At 51.9% G+C, this 23,141-nt stretch carries 17 protein-coding genes, 1 tRNA gene and 1 pseudogene; 7 read left to right on the plus strand and 12 right to left on the minus strand.

Annotated features, from left to right (window positions below; genetic code table 11):
- The 4 genes and pseudogenes from ABJG22_RS04410 to ABJG22_RS04425 all read right to left on the minus strand — a co-directional run.
- A pseudogene (locus tag ABJG22_RS04410) lies at positions 1–198 on the minus strand (type II secretion system protein GspE); the annotation flags it as partial.
- Positions 199–292: 94 nt separating this feature from the next.
- A complete protein-coding gene (locus tag ABJG22_RS04415) occupies positions 293–2,998 on the minus strand; it encodes a TonB-dependent receptor (protein ID WP_348019042.1) in 2,706 nt (901 codons plus the stop codon).
- 72 nt (positions 2,999–3,070) lie between these two features.
- Positions 3,071–4,600, minus strand: a complete 1,530-nt coding sequence (locus ABJG22_RS04420) for a hypothetical protein (RefSeq protein ID WP_348019043.1) — start codon at positions 4,598–4,600, stop codon at positions 3,071–3,073.
- Between the two features lie 299 nt (positions 4,601–4,899).
- Positions 4,900–4,973: transfer RNA gene (locus ABJG22_RS04425), tRNA-Cys, on the minus strand.
- A gap of 288 nt (positions 4,974–5,261) precedes the next feature.
- Here ABJG22_RS04425 and ABJG22_RS04430 point away from each other — a divergent pair.
- The 6 genes from ABJG22_RS04430 to ABJG22_RS04455 all read left to right on the plus strand — a co-directional run bounded on the left by ABJG22_RS04430 (position 5,262) and on the right by ABJG22_RS04455 (position 13,595).
- The gene (locus ABJG22_RS04430) at positions 5,262–5,879 is read left to right on the plus strand and encodes a protein-L-isoaspartate O-methyltransferase (protein WP_348019044.1); all 618 of its coding nucleotides are present in this window, start codon (positions 5,262–5,264) and stop codon (positions 5,877–5,879) included.
- Between the two features lie 21 nt (positions 5,880–5,900).
- Positions 5,901–7,364, plus strand: a complete 1,464-nt coding sequence (locus ABJG22_RS04435) for a TolC family outer membrane protein (RefSeq protein WP_348019045.1) — start codon at positions 5,901–5,903, stop codon at positions 7,362–7,364.
- A gap of 56 nt (positions 7,365–7,420) precedes the next feature.
- Positions 7,421–7,906 carry a DUF2497 domain-containing protein gene (locus ABJG22_RS04440; protein WP_348019046.1) on the plus strand — a complete coding sequence of 162 codons (486 nt, stop codon included), beginning with the start codon at positions 7,421–7,423 and terminating at the stop codon, positions 7,904–7,906.
- Between the two features lie 55 nt (positions 7,907–7,961).
- Positions 7,962–10,055 (plus strand): S9 family peptidase, encoded by a 2,094-nt coding sequence (locus tag ABJG22_RS04445; protein WP_348019047.1) that lies wholly within the window; start codon positions 7,962–7,964, stop codon positions 10,053–10,055.
- Positions 10,052–10,723, plus strand: a complete 672-nt coding sequence (locus ABJG22_RS04450; protein WP_348019048.1) for an enoyl-CoA hydratase/isomerase family protein — start codon at positions 10,052–10,054, stop codon at positions 10,721–10,723. The genes ABJG22_RS04445 and ABJG22_RS04450 overlap by 4 nt, the downstream gene beginning before the upstream one ends.
- Before the next feature lie 151 nt (positions 10,724–10,874).
- Positions 10,875–13,595 carry a valine--tRNA ligase gene (locus ABJG22_RS04455; protein ID WP_348019049.1) on the plus strand — a complete coding sequence of 907 codons (2,721 nt, stop codon included), beginning with the start codon at positions 10,875–10,877 and terminating at the stop codon, positions 13,593–13,595.
- Positions 13,596–13,643: 48 nt separating this feature from the next.
- Here the strand turns inward: ABJG22_RS04455 and ABJG22_RS04460 are convergent, their stop codons facing one another.
- The 8 genes from ABJG22_RS04460 to ABJG22_RS04495 form a co-directional block, all read right to left on the minus strand.
- Complete coding sequence (locus ABJG22_RS04460) at positions 13,644–15,185, minus strand: DUF87 domain-containing protein (protein ID WP_348019193.1); 1,542 nt, start codon at positions 15,183–15,185, stop codon at positions 13,644–13,646.
- Positions 15,186–15,449: 264 nt separating this feature from the next.
- Positions 15,450–16,169 carry a TIGR02186 family protein gene (locus ABJG22_RS04465; RefSeq protein ID WP_348019194.1) on the minus strand — a complete coding sequence of 240 codons (720 nt, stop codon included), beginning with the start codon at positions 16,167–16,169 and terminating at the stop codon, positions 15,450–15,452.
- 50 nt (positions 16,170–16,219) lie between these two features.
- Positions 16,220–17,134, minus strand: a complete 915-nt coding sequence (locus tag ABJG22_RS04470; protein WP_348019050.1) for a sulfite exporter TauE/SafE family protein — start codon at positions 17,132–17,134, stop codon at positions 16,220–16,222.
- Between the two features lie 103 nt (positions 17,135–17,237).
- Positions 17,238–18,365, minus strand: coding sequence for a hypothetical protein (locus ABJG22_RS04475; RefSeq protein WP_348019051.1), 1,128 nt, complete (start codon positions 18,363–18,365; stop codon positions 17,238–17,240).
- A 1-nt stretch (position 18,366) separates the two neighbouring features.
- Complete coding sequence (locus ABJG22_RS04480; RefSeq protein WP_348019052.1) at positions 18,367–19,797, minus strand: glycosyl transferase family protein; 1,431 nt, start codon at positions 19,795–19,797, stop codon at positions 18,367–18,369.
- Positions 19,798–19,882: 85 nt separating this feature from the next.
- Positions 19,883–20,218 (minus strand): hypothetical protein, encoded by a 336-nt coding sequence (locus ABJG22_RS04485; RefSeq protein ID WP_348019053.1) that lies wholly within the window; start codon positions 20,216–20,218, stop codon positions 19,883–19,885.
- A 170-nt stretch (positions 20,219–20,388) separates the two neighbouring features.
- Positions 20,389–20,748 (minus strand): hypothetical protein, encoded by a 360-nt coding sequence (locus ABJG22_RS04490; protein ID WP_348019054.1) that lies wholly within the window; start codon positions 20,746–20,748, stop codon positions 20,389–20,391.
- An 85-nt stretch (positions 20,749–20,833) separates the two neighbouring features.
- Positions 20,834–21,370, minus strand: coding sequence for a helix-turn-helix transcriptional regulator (locus ABJG22_RS04495; protein ID WP_348019055.1), 537 nt, complete (start codon positions 21,368–21,370; stop codon positions 20,834–20,836).
- A 323-nt stretch (positions 21,371–21,693) separates the two neighbouring features.
- Here ABJG22_RS04495 and ABJG22_RS04500 point away from each other — a divergent pair, with 323 nt between their 5' ends.
- On the plus strand, positions 21,694–23,118 hold the full coding sequence (locus ABJG22_RS04500; RefSeq protein ID WP_348019056.1) for an MFS transporter: 1,425 nt from the start codon (positions 21,694–21,696) through the stop codon (positions 23,116–23,118).
- The last annotated feature ends 23 nt before the right edge of the window (positions 23,119–23,141 follow it).

Here is a 23,141-nt window from a genome sequence, read left to right on the forward strand (position 1 = left end):
GACCAGATCCACATCAAAGGGCAGAGACAGATAACGACGAACCTCCAGCAGTGCGGATGGATCAGAACCGGCCCGCATCACCACAGACGCACGGCCACCAGCCATCGCGCAAAGCAACAAACCATGATCACGCGCATAAGTGTAGGGTAATGACAGTAAAGGGGGTGGATCAGAAGTCAGTGGAAATCCGCCACGCATCACAAGCTCCTTCCGTTGCCATCCACATATTGGATAAGGAAGTGATGTGACGCAGCGGCGACTCCTTTTTGACACATAGATTACAGATTCTGACCTAGAAATTCATGCCAATGCTCATCGAAAAGCGCGTACCAACTTCGTAAGCGTTGTTCAGAATTTGCGTGGCACCCAAAGTCTGTGACTCACTGTAATCAGTGCCGAGAAGGTTTCGCGCTTCCAATTTCAGTTCAAAATCCTGCCCTGCAATTTTCAGTTCCTCGCGCAGGACAAAGTCCAGCTGCCACCCCGTTCGTTCGATCAAATCTGGCTGATCTTGAGGGCCGCGTGCAGTAACGCGTGGACTGTTATACGTAACGAGCAGTGTTTGCTGCGACAGCGGACCATCTTCTCGTTCCATACCAAATTGCAGGTTAGCCACATGAGCTGATTGCCCGGTTAGCCGATCACCATCAGTAAATAAATTGGCGGCATCTGTCGGCAACAAGGTGACCGGATTAATTGCCTGATCGCCAGCAGCTACCTTTATCTGCGACTTGGAATAGGTGTAATTGGCAGCGAACAGCAAACGACGGCTATCAAAGAAACTACCACCAAGGTCACTTAGAGGAACATATTTTACCAGTTCAATCTCTGCCCCGTAAAGTTCGGCAGTCGGGGCATTGGAGAAACCAGTGAACAATGTGCCACCACCTTGCACAAAAGCGACATTTTCAATCGGGTTATCGATTTCCTTGTAGAAACCAGCGATAGTTATACGCTCGCCACGTCCGATATAATATTCAAACCGCCCTTCAAAATTCAGCAATTCACTATCGGTTAGCAACGGGTTACCGATGAATGTCCGGTCGGTATCGAGATCGAGAAACTGCTGTGGTGCAAGTTCACGGAATTGCGGTCGAGCGATGGTTTTAGATGCAGCAAAACGAAACTGCATGTCGTCGGCAAAATTCCAGGTCAATGTGGCCGCCGGCAACCAATAATCATTGGCAAGATTGGTCGCGGTATTGGCTGCTCCGCCTTGCAACAAGATCGGAGTGACCGATTGCATGGCATCCTCATAACGCAAACCAACGTTCAATCGCAGGCCTTCAGTCAATTCAGTATCAAATTGGCCGTATCCCGCATGCATCTCTAGTTGCGCTTCGTAGGCGGGTACCGACGTTTGGGCAGCGACTTCGCGCAATTCAATCTCATGTGTGAAGACGTTAAAATCGGACAACAGAAAATCGATCCGCTCCTGCTCGATCGGATTGGGCAAACCATTAGCGGGGACAAAGCGAAAATCGCGGCGCTGGGCCTGCCTGTCATTGAGATAATAATTATATCCGACGGTCAGATTTACCGGCACACCGATATTGGTCTCATAGCCCAGATCAACGCCGGCGCCGTAAACATCATCGTTGAGATCGCTAAACTGGACGCGCGCCGATTGTCCAGGGGACGTCAGATCGTTGACGAAATCCTGCGCAACCAAAGTGTCAAACGCATAGCTGTAGGTTCTCTGATAGGGCGCATCCCGCTTGGAATTGGCCCAAGCACCGCGAACATCCAAGGATAGTTGATCAAATTTGAATTCACCGACAAATTGCGTGGTGAATAGCTGCCGTTCAAACCAGCTCGTACGACCTTGGTTCAGCAGAGTTTCTTCATCTACATTAATGGCGTCAACGCCAGCTTTGATCGAAGCTTCCTTCGACGTATCGTGAATATATAAATTGGTAAAACGCAATTTATGCTCACCAACTTCCGCCGAAAGACCGAGCAACCCATTGACGATAATGCGGTTTTCGGTGGTCACGAAATTGAAATTTTGATCGGGGAGCAGACCCGGCTGACCGTCAATATTGACGATGCCCTGAGAGGTTTGCTGGACACCGCCTCGGGTACGCCAACTATTGTCAAAGCCGGCGGTCGCAACAACACCAACTAACGCATCGCCCACATCAAATGACGTTCCGCCGATAATCTCCGCAGAGAAATTTGCTGGAATATCTCCGTTCCGCTGGATGAGATTGGTTTCCGCATTGTTCAAGCTGGCCGCAAAATTCTGCAAATCCATGCTTGAAAAGTCCGTACCTACAGAGATCGGGATGTTTTTAGCAAGCGCGTCGGCAAGGCCGTTAGGAACGTCACGTACACCGTCATCATAGCCGATAATATCGGTGTCAGACCCATCATAGCTATAGCCTAGTTTTCCGGTCGTATCGCTGTCTCCGCTAACAGCAAGTTTAACTTTAAGAAACGGTTCATCGGGCGTCGATTTGGTGGTCAGATTGATCACCCCGCCGCCAAATTCTCCCGGATAATTTGCCGAATAGCTTTTCTGCACAACTGTCGAAGCAATCACGCTGGTCGGAAAGAGATCGAGAGGCACAACCCGGCGAAGCGGTTCCGGCGACGGCAAAGGCAAACCGTTGAGCAACGCGAGGGAATAGCGTTCCCCAAGACCGCGAACGAATACGAAACGCCCGCCAACAACGCTCAAGCCAGTGACACGTTGCAACGAACCAGCAATGTCACCATCAGCTGCCCGGGCAATTTCCGCTTCACCCAAAACAGAAACCACCTCCGCCGTTGCCCGAATAGGGTTAGGAATATACTTTCCGCGCACAACAATTTCGCCGCCAAAACCGCCACCCGGCGCCGAAATATCAACGTCTGTATCGTCAACGGGAGCATTATCAGGTTGTGATACTGCAGCCACCTGATCGTCGATAGCAGTGGTCTGCGCATATGCCGCAGGTGATACCAATGCAGTGCTAAGGAGCAGGCTGGTGATCGTCGCTGTCCGCTTCGTCATCGGATTTTCCTTCTTGATAGTAAAAATGAGATGGCGGCCGGGGAGACCGCCATCTCAAAATCATGTGGGCGCCTAGCCAATCGTGGGAGCGGTCACACAATCATTGGCGTAAAGGCCACAGGTCCAACCTTGGAAACGCGTATCATTCGCATCCTGCACGGCACCGATATAGGGAACATCTTCAAAGAAGCTGTCGATGCCGCTGACTGCGAAAGGAGTCACGCCATTTTCATTGGCACCGTTGATGAACGGGAATGCCGCAGCGACATTGACCATGCTCGAGGTACCAGCCGCTATGTTGTTCGTGCCGGCATTGAAGATCGTTTGAATCTGGGCAACGGTCACATTTCCATCATCCACAAACGATGTGCCGCAGCTCATAAACAAGGATTCAAACACCGGCGGACCATTTTCGTCAGGCCCAGTGGTTTGGACCGTCGTGGCGCTATCGATATCAATACAGGCAGCAGAGCTATTGAAGACGCTGTTATAGAAGGCATAATCACCACCACCACGCAACAGGATGACGTGGTCTCCGCCGTTGGAGACAAAGGTGACGTTCGCGAGCTTGTGATCCTGACGCGGTTCGGCATCTTCATCGCCGTTGGAATCAGCTTCCATCACATGGTCACCGCCATTGGCGCGCTGGACCGCCAGAACAAACTGGTTATGGCCCTTGAAGCCCGAGTCGGAATCAACCGAGTCATCGTCGATACCGGTCATGACAAGATTCTTGCCGTTCACCCGACCTCCAAACCACTCTACGCCATCATCAGAGCTGTTATGGACCTGGATATTTTGGAAGAATGTCCCACTTCCCACACCAGCCATAGTGATACCGTTCAACTCATTGCCTGTCGAAACTTCAAAGCCGGGATATCGCACCTGAATATAGGACATCCGGCCGCTAGAGTCCGCTGGCAATGTTCCGCCATAAACCGCGTTTGACGGGCCTTCGACGATCGCTTCGCAATCGGTGCGGGTTCCACCTGGATTGGATGCTGCACCCGTTGCACAATCGGAAATTGGCGCGCGGCCGAGAATGACAATACCGCCCCACTGACCAATGCTATCAACGCCCGCCGTGCCCATAATATTCTGGCGCGAGGTAAAGATGATAGGGTCGGACGCTGTTCCTTCTGCGAACAGCTGAGAACCGCGATTAACCAACAAGAAGTCACCACCGGAAGAACCGAAGATTGTGACACCAGGTTCGATTGTCAGAATGCCTTGCGCACCGCCATCGACACCGACTTCAAGACCGCCGGAAAGAGAATAGACTGTATTCTCAGTATCAGGTCTTTTCGGAAGCACCAGATTGCCTTGGATAACACCTGAAACTTGACAGTTGCGAGCTTCTTCCCCGTTGCCAGTCGTTATCGTTCCGACATTGGCTGTGCCGGTCGGACAGTCTGTCGCAGGTGTGCCTGCAGGCGTAGGGGCGGGAGCTGGCGTTGGTGCCGGAGTTGGCGCTGGCGCTGGAGCCGGAAGCACGACAATATTGCCTTCGCCTGGTGACGCAACATCATCGGCACCGCAAGCGGTCACGGCAACAGCCGCGACACCTGCAAAAAGGACAGAACGAATTTGCTTATTCAACATAGGGTTAGTCTCCGCAAAAAACTGATTTGAAAATTTCAGATCAAACGATGCGGATTCGAATCAACCGCCCCCATCGCCTTCGGGGAAGGGAACTAGGGATAGGAGATGACCCTGCGATGCGTTTTGCATGACGCTTCGAAGACTCAATTGTGACGGATATTTTTCAAGGTGGGCCCGATTGGCAGAATATCGAGCGTTCTGCGGATATTGGAGGAAAATGACTTACAGAGGCGGCACCAAAAGATACCCAAAAAGGGACATTTCTGTGTTTAGCATCCGATAAAGTTAGGAATGGTCTCTGGAGGCCCGACCCGGAATCGAACCGGGGTGCGCGGATTTGCAATCCGCTGCGTCACCACTCCGCCATCGGGCCAGAGAGAGGGCGCGAATTGCTTCGCTTTGCATTGAAAGTCAACCCAAACTTGTCTCTTCCGTTTCTATCCCTTCAAAATCCAGAAAATACGACGATTGTCGCGCAAAAGACGCAATTGGAACAAATTCGCAGGAATCCATCTTGGCGCACGTGCCAAGGCAAGCTAGAAGCGACAATTCTCCTCCATAGTGTATTGTGTAAATAATACAGACATGGCATGGACGATAAAATATTCATTACGAGGATCGACGCTTGGGCCAGGAAAATTTCAAAGAAATGCGCAAAGCTATGGTAGTTAGCCAACTGCGTACAACTGAGGTAAGCGATCCACGCGTCATCGCCGCCATGAGCCACATTGCCCGAGAGGATTTTGTGCCTGCGGCTCAGCGCAGTTTCGCTTACGCAGATCGCGGCGTCCAAATCGGCGAAGGTCGCGCTTTGAATCCTCCGCTTACGACGGGACGTTTGCTGAATGTGGCGCGCGTAACGCAGGATGATAATGTCCTGCTAATCGGTGCGGCAACCGGCTATACAGCTGCTGTTCTCGCGCAACTCGCTGCATCAGTAACGGCAGTCGAGCAAAGCAGTAAGCTAGCGAGTCTGGCTAAGAAGAACCTGACGGACTTTGCCAACGCCAATGTTGAGACGGGTAACCATAGTGACGGCTTGGCTAAGTCAGCGCCCTATTCCCTGATCGTAGTTGACGGGCTAGTGGAAGAGATTCCCACCACCGTGATCGATCAACTCGCATCCGACGGACGCATTGTCGCAGCCGTGATGAATGATGGTGTATCGCGTCTTGCCTTGGGGCGTAAGGCCGGAGACCATATCGGCTATCAATATTTTGCCGATTGCGGGGCAGCTCCGCTGCCTGGATGTGAAAAAGCACAGAGCTTTAATTTTTAGGGCGTTTGGGAGATTAGAAAAATGAGCAAACGCCGCCTTTTAATGGGAGCAGCCGTTTTGGTGGCGTTATCCGCACCAGCGCAAGCAGATACTTTGCGTGATGCTTTAGTGGCCGCTTATCAAACAAACCCAACCCTGTCCGGCGCCCGTGCTGCCCAGCGCGCAACGGATGAAACCGTTGCTATCGCGAAAGCCGATGGCCGCCCCAATGCTACCAGTGATTTCGGGTTTCAGGAAAACTTTCTACGGAGCGCGAACAGCTTCACAGCGCCACTGCGCCAATCGACTGCGGGGGGAACGGTCGATGTACCAATCTACTCCGGCGGTGCCGTAAAAAACGCCGTCCGCGCCGCTAAAACCAGGGTGGAAGCTGGCCAGTTTGACCTTCGCGCAACAGAAGCGAGCATCTTTAGCAATGTCGTTGCTACTTACATGGATGTCATTCGCGATTCAGCGGTTGTCGAACTAAATCGCGCCAATGTCGGCATTCTTTCCGTCAATCTCGAAGCGACTAGCGACCGGTTTGAAATCGGCGACTTGACCCGGACCGACGTTGCGCAATCTGAATCCCGATTGGAAGTTGCGAAAAGCGATCTGGAAACAGCACGAGCAAATCTGATCCGCAGCAAAGAAAATTATATTGCGCTGGTCGGCCACGAACCGGGTGATTTGGAGCCTCCTCCACCTCTACCAAATTTACCGGCCACGCCTGATCAGGCCGTTGACTTGGCTCTGACCTATAATCCAGACCTACTCGCCGCCAAAGAGCGCAGCCAGGCCGCCGAATTTGACATAAAGACAGCTAGAGCAAGCAACAAACCTCGGGTTTCCACATATGCACAAGGCCGCTATTTGAATTACCACGGCACGCTCGGCGGAAATGCTGCAGGCACGACGTTCATTCAAGAACAGTCTACAGCCGAAGTCGGGATTAGAGCAACCATGCCTATTTATCAGGGTGGTCGACCAGCTGCACAGATTCGCCAAGCTCAGGCACGCTCCGGTCAAGCCTATGAACAGTTGATCGCGACAGAACGAGATGTGATTGCGCAAACCCGTGCCTCCTACTCGAGCTGGCGCGCGTCGGAACGAGTCATCCAGTCTTCGGAGCGGGCAGTCGCCGCTGCGAGCCTATCGCTCGAAGGCGTACGCGCAGAAAATTCTGTCGGCAACCGCACCATTTTGGATATTCTTAACGCCGAACAGGAACTGTTAAACGCTCAGGTGCAATTGGTGACCGCACGTCGCAATAGCTATGTTGCTGGCTTTTCTCTGCTTGCCGCAATGGGCCGGGCAGAAGCGCGTGACCTTGGATTAGAAGGCGGTACGCTTTATGATCCAGAAGTCAATTATGACCGGGTTGACGATATGTTCTATGACTATCAAAGCGATCCAAATCCGGAGCCACAAGCGACCAGAACCGTTGACACTCAAGCACAAAAAGCGGAGATAGAGCCGTTGCCCGAGACACCGGTACGCCAGTGAAGGAAGTGGCATCAATTGGCTCGGAAAACAGGCCGCAAGTTTTAGGGATTTCGAAAATGGCAGAACAGAATAGAGAATCGTCGATGGAAGAAATCCTCTCATCAATCAAACGCATCATCGCTGAAGACAAAGCGATTGATGAAGAACGCGCCCTGCCCCGCCGCAAAGCCCACCCAAAACCAACTCTTCAGGCCGTTCCGGATATAACGCCAGCAGATAAAGTTGAAGAAGTGCTCGAACTGACCAACGAGTTGCCCGAACAAGAAAATCCATCTGCCCAAGGTGTCTTTGGCGACCGACGCAAGGAAGAGCGGCTGATCGATGACAATAAGCTCGATAGCATGCGCCAATCGCTGTCGGCTTTAGTCGAAAAAGAAGCGATGGAACGAAGCGCCCCACTGCATCAAACCGGCGGAACTTCATTGGAAGATATGACCCGTGAATTGATGCGGCCGATGATCAAACAATGGCTAGATCAGAATTTACCAGCCCTTGTCGAAGAATTGGTGGCACGAGAAATCCAACGACTAAACGCCAAATAGACGCACACGCCTAATCCCAATTGCCTTGTTGAATAGCCGTGCTAAACCACTGGCTATGACAATATTATCCAAAATGCGCACCGCTGCCCTGCTACTATCAGGCACTGTCCTAATATCATCACTCGCATCGGCAAGACCGATGACCCCCGAAGACTTGGCTACACTAAAAAGGATGGGATCAGTCTCCGTTTCTCCCGATGAGAAATGGGCTGTCTTTGATGTCACGGAAACCGATCCAGACAGTTACGAACGCACCAGCGCACTATATCTGCTGGACCTTGAGACAGTCGATGCCGTTCCCACCCGCATTTTAGACAAGGCCGGAAAAAGCGAACATAGTCCCTCTTTTGCGCCGGACGGCAGCCTCTATTACCTTAGCGATGCCAGCGGTTCAGAGCAGCTTTGGCATGCGAATATGGCAACGGGTATTGTTCTTGAAAAACCTGCTCAAACAAGTGAATTGAAAGCCGATATTGCAGGCTTTAAGCTTTCGCCAACCGGTGGAAAAATCGCACTGTGGGGCGACATTGCTCGCGACTGCCCGACGTTCGGCTGCGATAAAAGCGGGAATCGAGCAGAACCGGGGCCAGGGACCGGGCGCGAATATGACGAACTTTTCGTCCGCCACTGGTCTAGTTGGGAAACACCGGGAAATTACAGTCGTATTTTTGCATTTGACCTGAAAAATGGAAAAATCGCGGGCGAAGGTGCCGCGCTGGACGGTGACCTCATCGGCGACAGTCCTTCAAAGCCGTTTGGCGGTGGCGAAGAAATTGCTTGGGTGCCGGGAGATGAAGGCGTCGTTTTCACGCTTCGAACAGCCGATCAAAATGAACCCAAGTCCACCAATCTCGATATTTACGCCACCGGGGCGAACGGCCAATACACCACCAATTTCACCACTGAAAACGAAGCTACAGATACACTTCCAGCCTTTTCATCCGACGGTGAATGGCTCGCATGGGCGGCGATGGAGCGGCCACGCTATGAAGCAGATCGCCTTGTTGTGAAATTACGCAAAAAAGGCACCAGTGAAGCCAATGCTATTGCTCTGACGAAGGATTGGGACCGGTCGGTTGGCTCAATCGTTTGGACTCGCGATAATAAGAATCTCATAGTTACCGCGCAGGAAGTACTCGATCATCCCGCCTTCGCGGTAGATGTTGAGACGGGCAACGTCACACGATTGACGGCGGGCGGCAATGTCGGAAGCACGATCCCTTTAAAAGACGGCTCGCTCATCTACACCATGAACAGCTTGCAAGCGCCAACCGATCTATATCGCCGCGCCGCAAACGGATCCGTCCGGCAGCTGACCAATATCAATGGCGATGAACTGGAAGCCATCGACAAAGTTGATATCCAGCGCTTTGACTTTACCGGTGCAGACGGAGAGCAAGTTTGGGGACAAATACTCAAACCGCAAGGTGTGACGGACAAGCTTCCTATGGCGTTTCTGGTTCATGGAGGACCGCAAGGTAGCTTTGGCAATAGCTGGTCCACCCGCTGGAATCCTAAAGTGATGGCATCGCAAGGCTACGCCGTCGTAACAATCGATTTTCATGGATCTGCTGGCTACGGACAGGAATTCACCGACAGCATCAACAAAGACTGGGGCGGCAAGCCGCTGGAAGATCTGAAGCGGGGCTATGAAGCAGCGTTAAAGATTGACCGGCAGATTGACGGTGAGCGCGCATGCGCGCTTGGGGGCTCCTATGGCGGCTATATGATGAACTGGATCGCGGGCAACTGGCCCGATCGGTTCGATTGTCTCGTCAACCACGCCGGAATCTTCGACCTACGGAGCTTCGCATTCAGCACAGAAGAACTATGGTTCGACCAATGGGATCATGGCGGCCCATGGTGGAAGCGGGCTGATCCAGAAAAATGGAATCCGATCAACCATATCGACAATTGGAAGACACCGACCCTATTCATTCACGGCGAGAAGGACTTTCGTATTCCTTACACACAGTCAATCATGCCGTTCACCTATGCTCAGGAACAGAATATTCCCTCCAAATTATTGGTCTTCCCGGATGAGAACCACTGGGTACTCAAGGGTAAGAATAGCCTGCAATGGCATCAGTCAGTGTTTGACTGGTTGAACAAATGGACGGCTGAAGACGCCCAAGAAAGCGAAGAATGATGGGCTATTTCCCAACCGAAGTTCGCGATGATACAGTGATCGTCACGCTCACCAACCCTGATCGCAATACGCTCCACCTAGAGGTACTCGAAGAAGGGACTGACATCTTCCGGGAATTATCTGAGAACCGTCCAAAAGGCGGCATCATCCTGACCGGTGCTGGCGAGCATTTCACCTGTGGCATGGACACGAAGGTCGCAGCGTCCTTAGACGAAGCTGGCCAGAAGCGGGCTGTTGCCTCAATCGACGCTTTTGCGGCGGCCCTGCATCGTCTGCCCTGTGCTCTAGTGGTTGCTCTCAATGGCAACACCATTGGTGCGGGCGGAATCATGGCACTCGCAGCGGACTGGATTGTAGCAGCGCAAGGCGATTACAAGATTGGTCTGCCGGAAGCCAAGGCTGGATTGCCCTTCCCTCCTGTTCCGCAAGCAATCCTAGATCACTGGCTCGACCCTGTCTGGCGACGACGTCTAGCTCTGTCATCCCATTTACTGACGCCAGTTGAGGCATTGAGCGCTGGACTGGCAGACGAGCTTTGCGCACCGGACCAGTTGATCGATCAGGCCATGATACGCGTAAAAGAACTAAACGAACAACCTGGTTTTGCGGCCTGCAAACGGCAATTGCGTGCCAAAGCCAATGCAGAGATAGACGCTATTTTGGGTTAATCGGCTGCATCAAAATATCGGCATCCTGAACTTGTTTCAATATCTTGTGGCAAGATCAAACAAGCCGGTAGATGCTGAAACTGGTACAGCGTGATATATGGATGGCGATTAGACTGTTGTCTCGCACCAAAACCAATGCCAAAGGCTCAGCATGACCTTAGATAAAAATTTCGACCCCGCCGCCATCGAAACGCGCTGGTATGAGCATTGGGAAAACAAGGGCCTTTTCCGTCCGGAACGCGATGATCGTGAGCCGTTCACGATCGTCAATCCGCCGCCCAATGTCACCGGTAGCCTGCATATTGGCCATGCGCTCGACAACACACTGCAGGATATCATCATCCGCCACGAACGGCTGAAGGGCAAGGATGCGCTGTGGGTCGTCGGGATGGATCACGCCGGTATCGCTACCCAGATGGTGGTCGAGCGCCAGATGAACGAGCGCCAGCAAAAGCGCACCGACTTCACGCGCGAGGAATTTGTCGAGAAAGTCTGGGAATGGAAAGAGGAAAGCGGCGGCACGATCACCAAGCAGCTGCGCCGTCTGGGCTGTTCGATGGACTGGTCGAACGAGCGATTCACCATGGACGAGGGCATGAACGAAGCCGTGCTCAAGGTTTTTGTCGATCTCTATAACGATGGCCTGATCTATCGCGACAAACGCCTGGTCAACTGGGATCCAGCGCTGAAAACCGCGATTTCCGATCTGGAAGTCGAAACCACAGATACCAAGGGTAGCTTCTGGCATTTCAAATATCCGCTGGCTGACGGCGTGACGCTCGACAACGGACAGAATTATATTGAAGTCGCAACAACGCGGCCAGAAACCATGCTCGCCGATATGGCGGTTGCCGTTCACCCCAGTGATGAACGCTACAAGAGCGTAATCGGCAAGGAAATCGAGCAACCGATCACCGGACGCCGTTTCAAGGTTGTCGCCGACGAGCATGCTGATCCCGAACTAGGCTCCGGCGCGGTAAAGATAACCCCGGGCCACGACTTCAATGATTTCGAAGTCGGCAAACGCGCGGGCTTTGCGGCTGGCGAGATGCTCAATATGCTCGATGGCGAAGCCAATGTCTGTCAAACCCAAGATGGGCTGGTACCGGACGAATATATCGGGCTGCACCGGTTCAAACGCGATGGCGTCAACGGAGCGCGCGAGCTGGTTGTCCAGCAGATGAAGGATCTCGGTTTCCTGATCCCGCATGTTTCCAAAAACAAAGACGGCGAAGAAGTAGAACATGATGCAGAACCGCGCACCATCGCGACACCTTTTGGTGATCGCGGCGGCGTTGTGATTGAACCATGGCTGACCGATCAATGGTATGTCGATGCCGAGACGCTGGCACAGCCTGCGATTAAAGCGGTGCGCGATGGCGACATTGAAATCGTGCCTAAGAGCTGGAAAAAGACCTGGTTCAACTGGATGGAGAATATCCAACCGTGGTGTGTTTCGCGCCAGCTTTGGTGGGGACACCGAATACCGGCGTGGTTTGATGAAAGCGGCAAAATCTATGTCGCAATGACCGAAGGCGAAGCACAGGCTCAGGCAGGTGCCAACGTTTCGCTTACCCGCGATCCGGACGTCCTCGACACCTGGTTCTCTTCCGCACTCTGGCCCTTCGGCACGCTTGGCTGGCCGGAACAGACCAAAGATCTCGAACGCCATTACCCCAATGACCTGCTGATCTCCGGCTTCGACATCCTGTTCTTTTGGGACGCACGAATGGCAATGCAGGGTATCCAGTTCATGAAGGAAGTGCCGTGGAAGCGCCTCTATCTGCACGGGCTGGTCCGCGCCGAAGATGGTTCGAAAATGTCCAAGTCCAAGGGCAATGTTGTCGATCCGCTTGGCCTGATCGAGCAATATGGCGCCGATGCGTTGCGTTTCTTCATGGCGGCGATGGAAAGCCAGGGCCGCGACATCAAGATGGATGACAAGCGGGTCGAAGGCTATCGCAATTTTGCGACCAAACTTTGGAATGCGTCGCGCTTCTGTGAAACCAATGGCATTGGCGCGAGCAAGACACTCGCGGCTCCGGAAGCCACCCTACCCGTCAACCGCTGGATCATTTCGGAAGTCGTCGAGACACAGCAAGCGCTCGACAAGGCTCTCACCGATCTGCGTTTTGATGCGGCGGCCAATACTATCTATCACTTCACCTGGGACCGCTTCTGCGACTGGTATCTCGAATTGATCAAGCCGCTTTTACAAGGAAATGATGCCAACGCGGCGGACGAGACCCGTATAGTTGCTGGCTGGGTGCTCGACCAAATCATCGTCATGCTTCACCCGTTCATGCCGTTCATTACGGAAGAACTCTGGCATAGTATGGGCGACAGAAGCTATGATCTGATCGTAGCCAAATGGCCTGCGCCAAAGGCAGAAATTGACAAAGAAGCGAAGGCAGAAGTCGATTGGCTCATTCGCCTCATCTCGGCAACCCGCACGGCAAAAGTCGAGCTCAACATTCCACCGGGAACCAAAATGTCAGCCCATGTCCGCGATGGCAATGCTGCATTGGCCGAACGTATCAAACGGCAAAGCTCTGCACTGGATCGCGTCGGAAGATTGGAGCGCTTTTCCTTTGATACTGCACCAGACGGTGCGACGGCCCAGATCGTTGTCGACGGTGCGACCTATGTGCTGCCTCTCGCTGGTGCAGTCGATATTGATGCAGAAAAGGCGCGGCTCAATAAAGCGCTGGAAGCATCGCAAAAGGAAGCGAAGTCTCTCTCCGGCCGCCTCGGCAATCCAAATTTCGTAGAAAAGGCCAAGCCGGAAGCGGTCGAAAAAGCACGAGCGGACCTGGCAGACAAAGAAGCGGAAGCCGAACGACTGCAGGCGGCGATATCGCGTCTGGGCTAGAGTTGGCTGTCCACTAGAATGGAGATAGGCACAGGGTTATGTCGAAAGTTACCGGCCCTGTGATCTCCAGCGCTTGATAACTCGCTGGATTATCTCATCTTCACCACCATGTTCACGCCACAGGTTGGAGAATATTGGGTCTTCTGACGCCGGACGACGTTTTTCCGCTAGCGTGTCCATGGAAACTCGGATCGGAATGGCAACGCCTTCGCCACAACAGATAACTTCTCGATTGCGTAATGCCGGGATGGAATCGAGAAAGCCACGCGCACCTTCCGGCATGGCCGCCTTCACGAAAGCCTGATCTCGATCATTGTTTAGGCGCATCGACAGAATCGTACCACATTGCGAGAGGACGCCTTCGGCCAGGTCAGATGGTCGCTGGGTGATCAAACCCAAGGAAACGCCGTATTTCCGGCCTTCTTTGGCGATCCGTCCCAGGATATCGCGAACACTACTTTCCTCAGCGACATCATCGTTGGGAATATAACGATGCGCTTCTTCACAGACCAAAAGCATCGGTCGCGGAGACTCGTCACGCGCCCATATGGCATAATCGAACACTAAGCGACTAAGCACAGAAACCACGGTCGGTGTGATCTCGGATGGCATCGCCGAAACATCGATAACCGAGATCGGCTTAGATTCTGACGGCAATCTAAAAATCTTGGCGATAAAGGCCGCCATCGTGTCACCCACGAGCATGCCGGAAAACATAAAGCTATAACGCGGATCGGCTTTTATCTCTTCAATCTTGGTCTTTAGTCGCTGATAGGGAGCGGTGTTGGTTGCCTTGTCGAGCTTACCCATTTCATTTTGAAGGATCATCGTCAGATCCGACAGCAAATACGGTACCGGTGAATCCACCGTCAGTTTTGCAACACCCGCAGATGCTTGGCTTTTTGCTTTCGCTGCCAACAGGCATTTCGCTAGAATATCACAGTCGATCTGCTTCGCATCACCTTTGGATTGAACAAACACTTCGCAATGCTCGCGAAAATTCATCAACCAATAAGGCAAATTCAGATTATTGACGTCAAATAGTTCGCCATTGTCCTTGAAGGCTGCGGAATATTCACCATGCGGATCGATCATGATGATGTGACCTTCCGGCGCCAAATCACATATCTTGTGGAGAATGAGCGCAGCCGAAGTCGACTTACCGGTACCGGTTGACCCCAACAGCGCAAAATGCTTCCCGAGCATGGCATCCACATATAATGCGCCGCGAATGTCGCTAGATGGATAGACCGTACCAATTTCAACATTCGCGCGACCATCCGAGGCATAAACCTGTTTCAGGTCTTCGGTGGTCACTGCGTAAACGATAGATCCGGGCGTCGGATACCGAGTCACACCACGGCGGAAGTTATAGATACGCCCCGTCAGTTGCTCTTCGTCCCCTTCACCCAAAAAATCGACCCCAGCAATCACGAGCCCCGACTGGCTTTCGTACAGCTTCTGAGTTCGGATATTGGCAAGCAACCATGTATCACCGACACGAATTTTGATTTGGCTACCCACCTGACCTGCCATTTTGACGGTTGAATCGGGGTGATCCAGCAATCCAGCCAGGACCGCGCTATCCATAACAATTTTGGATCCAGACCCCGCAATTTCGATGACTTCACCGATCTGATGGTCTTCGCCGCGCTTAGAAACAACACCGTGGTTGGCGCTGACCTGTGCTTCATGTTCAGAAGCCCGATCAGGCTCTGTTGCGGGAAAATTATGGGAACCCATGTCGGACATTGCCGGCTTTCCTGTTTTGCTTATCAAAACACCGAACTAATCGAACATCGTTAAGGAAGATTTACTGGTGTTTCAGAGAGCTAGGACGAGCGCAGAAATCGGTCACATTTTGCGGAAAAGATAGCCAGCAGTCCAGCCAAAGAAGATCGATATTAACACTGCAATCAGACCATAGAGAAACCCATATTCTTGGGAAAGATTCGTTATGAAACGTCCCATCCCCGTTTTTTCAATGGTGATATCCTTGATTTCGGCAGCCTCTACCCGGCCATCGATAACCAGAAATGTTTCCGCCGTATAGTCGCCGACCGGAACGCTCGCTGGCAGATTGATCCGCGCCTGATATAGCACGCTATTGGTGATCTGAACGCTATTCGGCAGATTCTTGAAAAGCTCCCCTCTGGAATTCAAATCCACCAGCCCGCCAACAAAGCGGTCGAGCTCTCGGCTATCGATCGCGCCAGCAGGAGAAAGCTGCAAATGGTGCAAACCCAATTCATAGATATCTGCTGTTTTATCATCAACAATCTGTTCAATCGGCTTGGACGAGGCGACCGCATAGAAACCGGGTGCGGAACGGAACTCGCTACTCGCCGCATTAATCCAGATACCTGCAATCTGCTGCTTCTCGCGAACTACGATGGATTCCACCGGCCCCTTGAGGACAACAACAATATCAGCCCGATCGGTGTTGCGAGCGCCCGGCGGATAGGTGATCGCCCCAAAAAGCAGTAATTGCGCTCCGTTAAAGTCACCTCTGATGCTGATGCGATCCTGCGATACCTCGGGGACCAAAACCGGTGTCGCACCGACCGTTATCATGCCGATACCCAAAACCGCCAACAAACGGATCAAGATGGAATACACCCGCTTCACAATGGCTGCACCGTATAAATCTCATCCGGCTGGAAACCCAGTCCTAGCGCCATACGGATAGCGACTATCAATACCATGAATGCCAGGCTTAACCGAAGATATTCTGGGCGCATCCGTTGCGCAAATTTTGCTCCCAACTGCGCACCCGTTACACTACCGAGCAAAAGCAATGAGGCCAAAACAATATCAACTGCACGCGTGGTCATACTGTGCATCATTGTAGACGCGATAGTCACAAATAATATCTGAAACAAGGAGGTGCCAACCACCACTTGCGCGCCCATACCCAACAAATAGAGCATTGCCGGCACCATGATAAAACCGCCGCCTACACCCAACAGCATCGTTAAAATGCCGGTGAGCAAACCAAGTATGAATGGAGCGATCGGAGAAATATAGAGTCCAGATCGGTAAAAGCGCCAGCGAAATGGCAGATTGGCAACCAAAGGATGGTGCCGTCTTTTTCGAGCAGGCATTGGTTTGCCAGCGCGCAAGGCTCTGACACTCTGCCAAGACTCTTTGAACATCAAGCCGCCGATGCTCGAGAGCATCAAAACATAAAGAACGTTGATAACGGTATCAATCTGACCCCATCGCTGAAGAATTTGAAACAGCCCGGTTCCGATAATCGTTCCAACAATACCGCCCACCACCAATATCGCGCCCATCCGAAAATCGACTCCATGGCGGCGCATATGGGCGGCAACGCCCGAAATACTGGCGCCGGTGACCTGAGTAGATGCAGATGCAGCGGCAACCGTAGGCGGTATACCATAGAAAATAAGCAGCGGAGTGGTCAGAAAACCACCGCCAACACCGAACATACCGGACAAAATCCCAACCAGCCCGCCCAGTAGGACGATGACAAAGGCATTAACCGAGAGATTGGCGATTGGCAGGTATATGTCCATATGACCAATGGACTAATCTCTTTTTGTTGCGGGATAAAGGGCGTTACCGCTTCGAAGTCGCAAATTCACACTGTTTGACGACCAGGTACGAGATATCGTCCGCTTAAAAACCGGTCGAAACGGTTATAGCCAAACCATTGCCCGGCCTTGCATTGCCAGCTACCCGAACGCGCCAATCGATGGAGACAAGCGCAGACATAGCACCTAGTGGGACGTTGATATCCGCACGCGGCCCGATATCCACTCGATAGATATCACGTTGCCCTCCGGCCCAAATACCCGCTCCAGCAGAAAGCTCAGCTAGTGAAAACCCTTCTATTGGCTGCTGCAACGTAGCTGATCCATCGAAGAAATAGCTCTCATTATCTCCCAGAACATAACCCGCCTGCGCATATGTCTTAAGTGTAATTTTATCAAAAACCGGATCGGGCCCTGTGCCCCCAGCCACATAAAAAGTCATCCCGCGATCATCGCCTGAACCTGCATCCAGTCTCTGTTCGACATAGATTGAAAACGGCACGCTCTGCACAGGATGAATTTGCGCCCCGAGAGCGACTTCCTCTTGTTCCAACGGTGCCAATGCAGCAGTGACCCTACCGTAAACCGACAGTTTGTGGTTCGGCTTAGACAATATTGGATAGGAAAGAATGCCACCGATCTGACTACCACCATATTGGCCGTTAGATATCACCACACCCCGCCGCACTCCCATCTCATCAACTTGAGAGTCGTTCCTATAGAAAGCCCAAAAATAACCGCTAAGTCTACTGCCCTGTTCCTGACCAATCCAATTTTGTGGAGGCAACGTTTCCACCTCGTTTTCCCTCGGAAGGTTTCGAGATCGCATAGAAGAAGCATCCAGCGAATGCTCTGCGCTTTCCTCCATTGGTCTCAAGACTAACGACGATTGATGAGTGTCTAAGCTTGGAAAATCGGTAGGTTTTAAATCAGTTTTTCCGCGAAAAGATGGAGACAAAACAAAAACCGCCATTTTTCTATCTTTGTTTTTCTGATGAATAGCTGGTCCAGCACGGTTACATTCAGTCAAACAACGATCCTCATCACCGCCCGTCGCGTTGATGTTATGAATTGGCGCACTGCCGCTAGCCAGACTGACCGGATCCGTAGTCGGATCTAACGGCAGGTTCCAGGCGATGAGCCGAGCGAATATCCATAGGAACAAAAGAGTGAAAATGACACGGAGAGGCGCACCGACTGTCTTACTACCCATCTTATCGCCTCCTTTCACTGAAGGGGTAATTTGGTTTTAGTTCTCGGACGTTGTCAGAATCCGGATAAAAATGACGGGTTTTCTCCCAATTTGTGGGGCGACCAGCAAGCTGGTCAACATAGTGACCAATGGCGCGCCAAGCCGCCAGAATATTGATGAAATTGGCTACGGCGGTCCGTGGAATGGACAAAAGTGCTTCTCGCAAACCATATAGTATAAAAACAAAGTAGCTTTTCACCATCAGCCGCCACGCCAAAAAGCCAGTATTAATCCAAAGTGATGTTTGCAGAAACTCAGAAACTGGTTGTAGTTGGTAAACACCAGACAGATCAGCAAGCAAGAGTATCAGAGTCAAAACTGCTGCGGCGTAGGCAATAGCCAAGACAATGGCTGAAAAACTAGCTTTACGGTCACGCAGCCGCATCCAATTTTCCCGCCAACTATTTTTCCAACCCAGTCTATCCCACCCGGACAAGGAAATCCCTGCCATCCAACGACTTTTTTGACGGACGGCATCTTGAAGCTTTTCCGGGAAAAATTCCTGTGTCGCGACGAGTTGCCCGTTCTGGTCTCGTAGCCTCGCAAAAATACCGCGAGCCTCTCCATCGGTCAGATTGATTCCTAGTTCATAATCTTCGGTCATACTTTCCGCGTCGAAAGGCTTCCCCTGTGTTCGAGAAGCCAAGCTTTGCAGATTATCTCGGGCGAAAGCACAACCAACACCAGCGGAAGGAATTGAAGCGCCCAACGCCTCACGCATCACCATTTGTTTCCCATGCAATTCGGCAAACTCGTCGCCGTAATGGCCTGCAACCCAACGAGACCCCTTCGCACGGCGAGGAATCACTGGCAGTTGCACCAATGCCGCCCTTCCGATCAGATGTTCAAAAAGTTTCAGCGCGTCGGGATGAACAAGGTCCTCCGCATCGTGCAGAACGACCGCAGCATATTTGGCGTTTTCTTCGATTTCGTCTCGACACAAAGCATCCCAAAGATGATTGAGACAATCTGCCTTGGTCGTCGGCCCGTTATGATGGCAAATTACAAGCCGGACATTCTCGGTGCCGGATGATGCATTTGCTACAGCAGCAATGGTCTCGGCATCATTTGGGTAACAACCGACGTAAATGCGATATGCGCTAGAAGTCCATTGCTGCAAACATCTAACCAACATCGCGCCAATAACTGGGGCCTCTTTCCAAGCGGGAACGAATATTGCTAACCGACTACCCGGCGCAGCGCCGCTTAAATTTTCTACTGTCGCCCGTTTATGACGTGAGTAAACAAACAACTTACGTTTCAGCCGGTGAGAAATCCATAATCCGTCAAAAATGAGATCATCGAGCGAACCAATCAGAAAAAACAGGCTCGCAAAAAGCAGCATTTCCTTTTGAAGGAAGTCCAGAAACGGCAGAATATAGTCACTCATCATGGTCGTACTCCGGGGTTCACAAAAGCAAGGCTTCTGCGGGAAGTGGAGGAATTGTTGAAAAAGCTCGGTTGGCTGCAGCTAACCGCTAGCTAGGATCAATTTTGCGATCCGGTTCCAACGACACATGCTCACAGGACCCGATCGCTAGTGCCAGCAGCATCGGATAGGCCCAGAAAGCCGCTCCCGTTGCAAACGCCCAAGGGGTTACCTCTGGCGCCACCATCATCGCGGTGTGGACAGTCACCGCAAGCAAGTGAAACGCTGTGGCCCACATCGGCCAAAAACGGTCCGATTGGAGGGTCAAGTGAATCAGCGCTAGCAGTGCGACGATATCTATCGCAAATATACCAACTTGCACGCCCGTCCACGAGGTACCGAACGTCCGACCCACAACCACCGTAGATATCGATCCAATTATCATAATAGCCGCCCCAATATGCTCGGTACGTGCGCCGCGAAAAATTGCATATCCGCAGCAAACGATGAGAAAAATATAGTAGATATAGGCCCAGAACGTATTGAAGATCACAGCGCCATGGCTTTCCCTAAATTCGTTTCAGCTACGGACGGAATAGCCAGAGTCGCTGGTATCTAGCTAGCGCGTTCTATCAAAGTGACGATATTTTCATCCTTTTCATTCGCAAGCAGCGGTGGTTTTGTGTCGTCATTCCCCATGGCCATTGCCTGCAATCCGATTTGGTCCCGAGTTTCTGCTAGTCGGTTGTGCGTTGCGACCAATTGTCCTCTGACCCCGACCAACGCAGACAAGGTTTCCGCTGCCTGAGAAATCGCATCTTGACCAACAACCGCAGACAAATTTGCGTTGGCTCTGGCTATGGGCATATATCCTGTTAACTCTGCCATTTTGCTTATCGCGTCATCAATGGCTTGCTCTGTTGCGAACAGTCTCTCTGTCAAATTTTCAGCGGCAGCCCGTCGTTGTTTTAGCATGGTTGTTCCTTTTGCGAGATATCAACATCTCGCATCATCCAAAGTTTCAAAATCAACGAACGAAAGGAGAGGTCGCAGAAGGCGACTACCCTGTCAGCCGCGAGAGCGCTTCCAGTCCCGCAATTAGCCCGCCAAAAGATAAAGCAGACCCAATCGCAATCGCCAATATCCACCCCAACCGTTCGACCGTACCAAGAGTATTTTTCTCGCCACGGTAGCGCGGAATAGGAAGCCGTCTGCGTCCAGTTTCAGATGGTTCAAGCGGCACAGCGGTAACGCTACTATCCGCATGTAACACATCATCCATCGAGCCGACCTTATCGCTTCCGGTCCTCGCCGTTGATGGATTCAGTTTCCCGTTTTCGCGCTCCAGCTCAACAGTCGGTGATTGATATATCAATGGTTGATACGTGTTTTCTGTATCGATTGCGGCAAATTTTCGCGCCGCTTCAAAACGCGACTGCACATCCAAAATGCGCATAGCGGTACGTAGTCTTTGATCCACAGTGTGCGGAGACACTCCAAGTTCCCGCGCAATCTCTTTGGAATTGAGATGCGCCAACACCAGCCGCAAACAATCCCGCTGCCCATCATTCAATTTCTCAATATTGGACTGTGTCATTGCAAACGAAACCAATCGAATCGGTTTCTAGGAAAATCAAAAGTACCAGACCAAGTGTGAACCACCGTTCGATCTTGTTCAAATATGACTGGTATTAACCATCCTATTGCCATTCAGACCCCCAAATTTTTGCGCTTAACTCTACGGCCTTTTAACGAAACAGTAACAGATACAACGAAAATGGTGAAATACTATTGGGAAGCTGTGCAAGCGTTTGAGTCCTATTGAAGATTGGTCGATCCGGTAGCTGCATTTGAAACACAAAGTATGCTGGACTTGGTCTCCGGTTCAGGCCATCAGTCAAAGAAAAATATGGAGAGACTATGACCGCAACATCGGCAACAGATTCGCCCGTCACCAATACCGGACAGGCGTTCGGTACCAGTGGGTATCGGGGTTACGTATTGTTCTCATTGCTCGTGGTGTACACACTGAACTTTATTGATCGCGCGCTGATTGGGGTCGTTTCCGAACCGATTATTCAGGAATTCCAACTAACGGACCTACAATTTGGCTTTCTGTCCGGCTTCGGGTTTGCTCTAACATATACATTGTTCGGTATTCCAATCGCACGATTTGCAGAACGATATAATCGGGTCCGCATCATAGCGTTTAGCGTCATTCTCTGGTCAGTCATGACCGCTCTCTGCGGAATAGCAGGTAGCTTCATAGCCCTTCTTGTGTTTCGTGTTGGCGTTGGAATTGGTGAAGCAGGCTGCACGCCGCCAGCCAATTCGATCATCGCAGACTATTTCCCGCCAAGGAGCAGAGCACGAGCGCTAGCGATTTACGCAATGGGCGTAACGCTTGGCAGTGCCTTGGCCGCGGCCTTCGGCGGTCCTATCGCTGACGCTTTTTCATGGCGCGAAGCATTCATCATCCTCGGCCTACCCGGTGTTGTGATTGGCCTGATCCTTCTGTTCACGATCAAAGAACCACCGCGTGGCTATTCCGACCCTCCTGGTACACCACAGTTGGAAAAGCTGGGGTTTGCCGCAACACTGCAAAAGCTAAGTGGCAATCGGAGTTACTGGATCAATGCACTGGCAGCAACGATCGTTGCTTTTGTGGGCTACGGCATTTCAAGCTTCCAGGTTTCCTTCTTCGTTCGCGTACATGACCTGAGCATCTCCGCTGTCGCGCTGCAACTGGTACTGCCAATATCACTGGCAGCCGCAGCCGGTACTTTTGGCGGAGGCTTTGCGATCGAACGATTGAGCGGCCGCTTCCCCAATGCCGTCGCTTGGGTTCCCGGATGGTCCTTAATCGCGTCCTTGCCGCTCTACTGGATTGGTTTCACCACCGACAGTCAATCAACGGCGCTGATGATGCTGATCATTGCCGGCTTCCTCCACTACACCTATCTCGGATCACAATATACGATCGCGCAAGGCGTGGTCGATGTGAAAGCGCGCGCTACGGCAATCGCCATATTGCTCTTCGTAGTCAATCTAATCGGATATGGTCTTGGCCCACTATTCATCGGTGCGATAAGCGATTTCCTCTCCGAATCATACGTTAGCAGCGCTGCGACTAGCGCCCAAATGACACTGGAACTCTGCAAGGGGACCGATGCCAACATATTGGCCGTCGGAAGCCAGGCGATGCTAGATGGTTGCCGCGAAGCCACGGGCGAAGGCGTCCGTGATGCATTGCGGTTCACCGCGATGATTTACGGCGCTTCCGGACTTGCCTATCTATGGCTTTGCAAGCATTTGCAGAAAGACCTATTGGCAAAAATGGACTGATCATTACCATTTGGCTTAAGTAA

This window comes from Parasphingorhabdus sp. (genome assembly GCF_039939955.1).
Classification (GTDB): domain Bacteria; phylum Pseudomonadota; class Alphaproteobacteria; order Sphingomonadales; family Sphingomonadaceae; genus Parasphingorhabdus.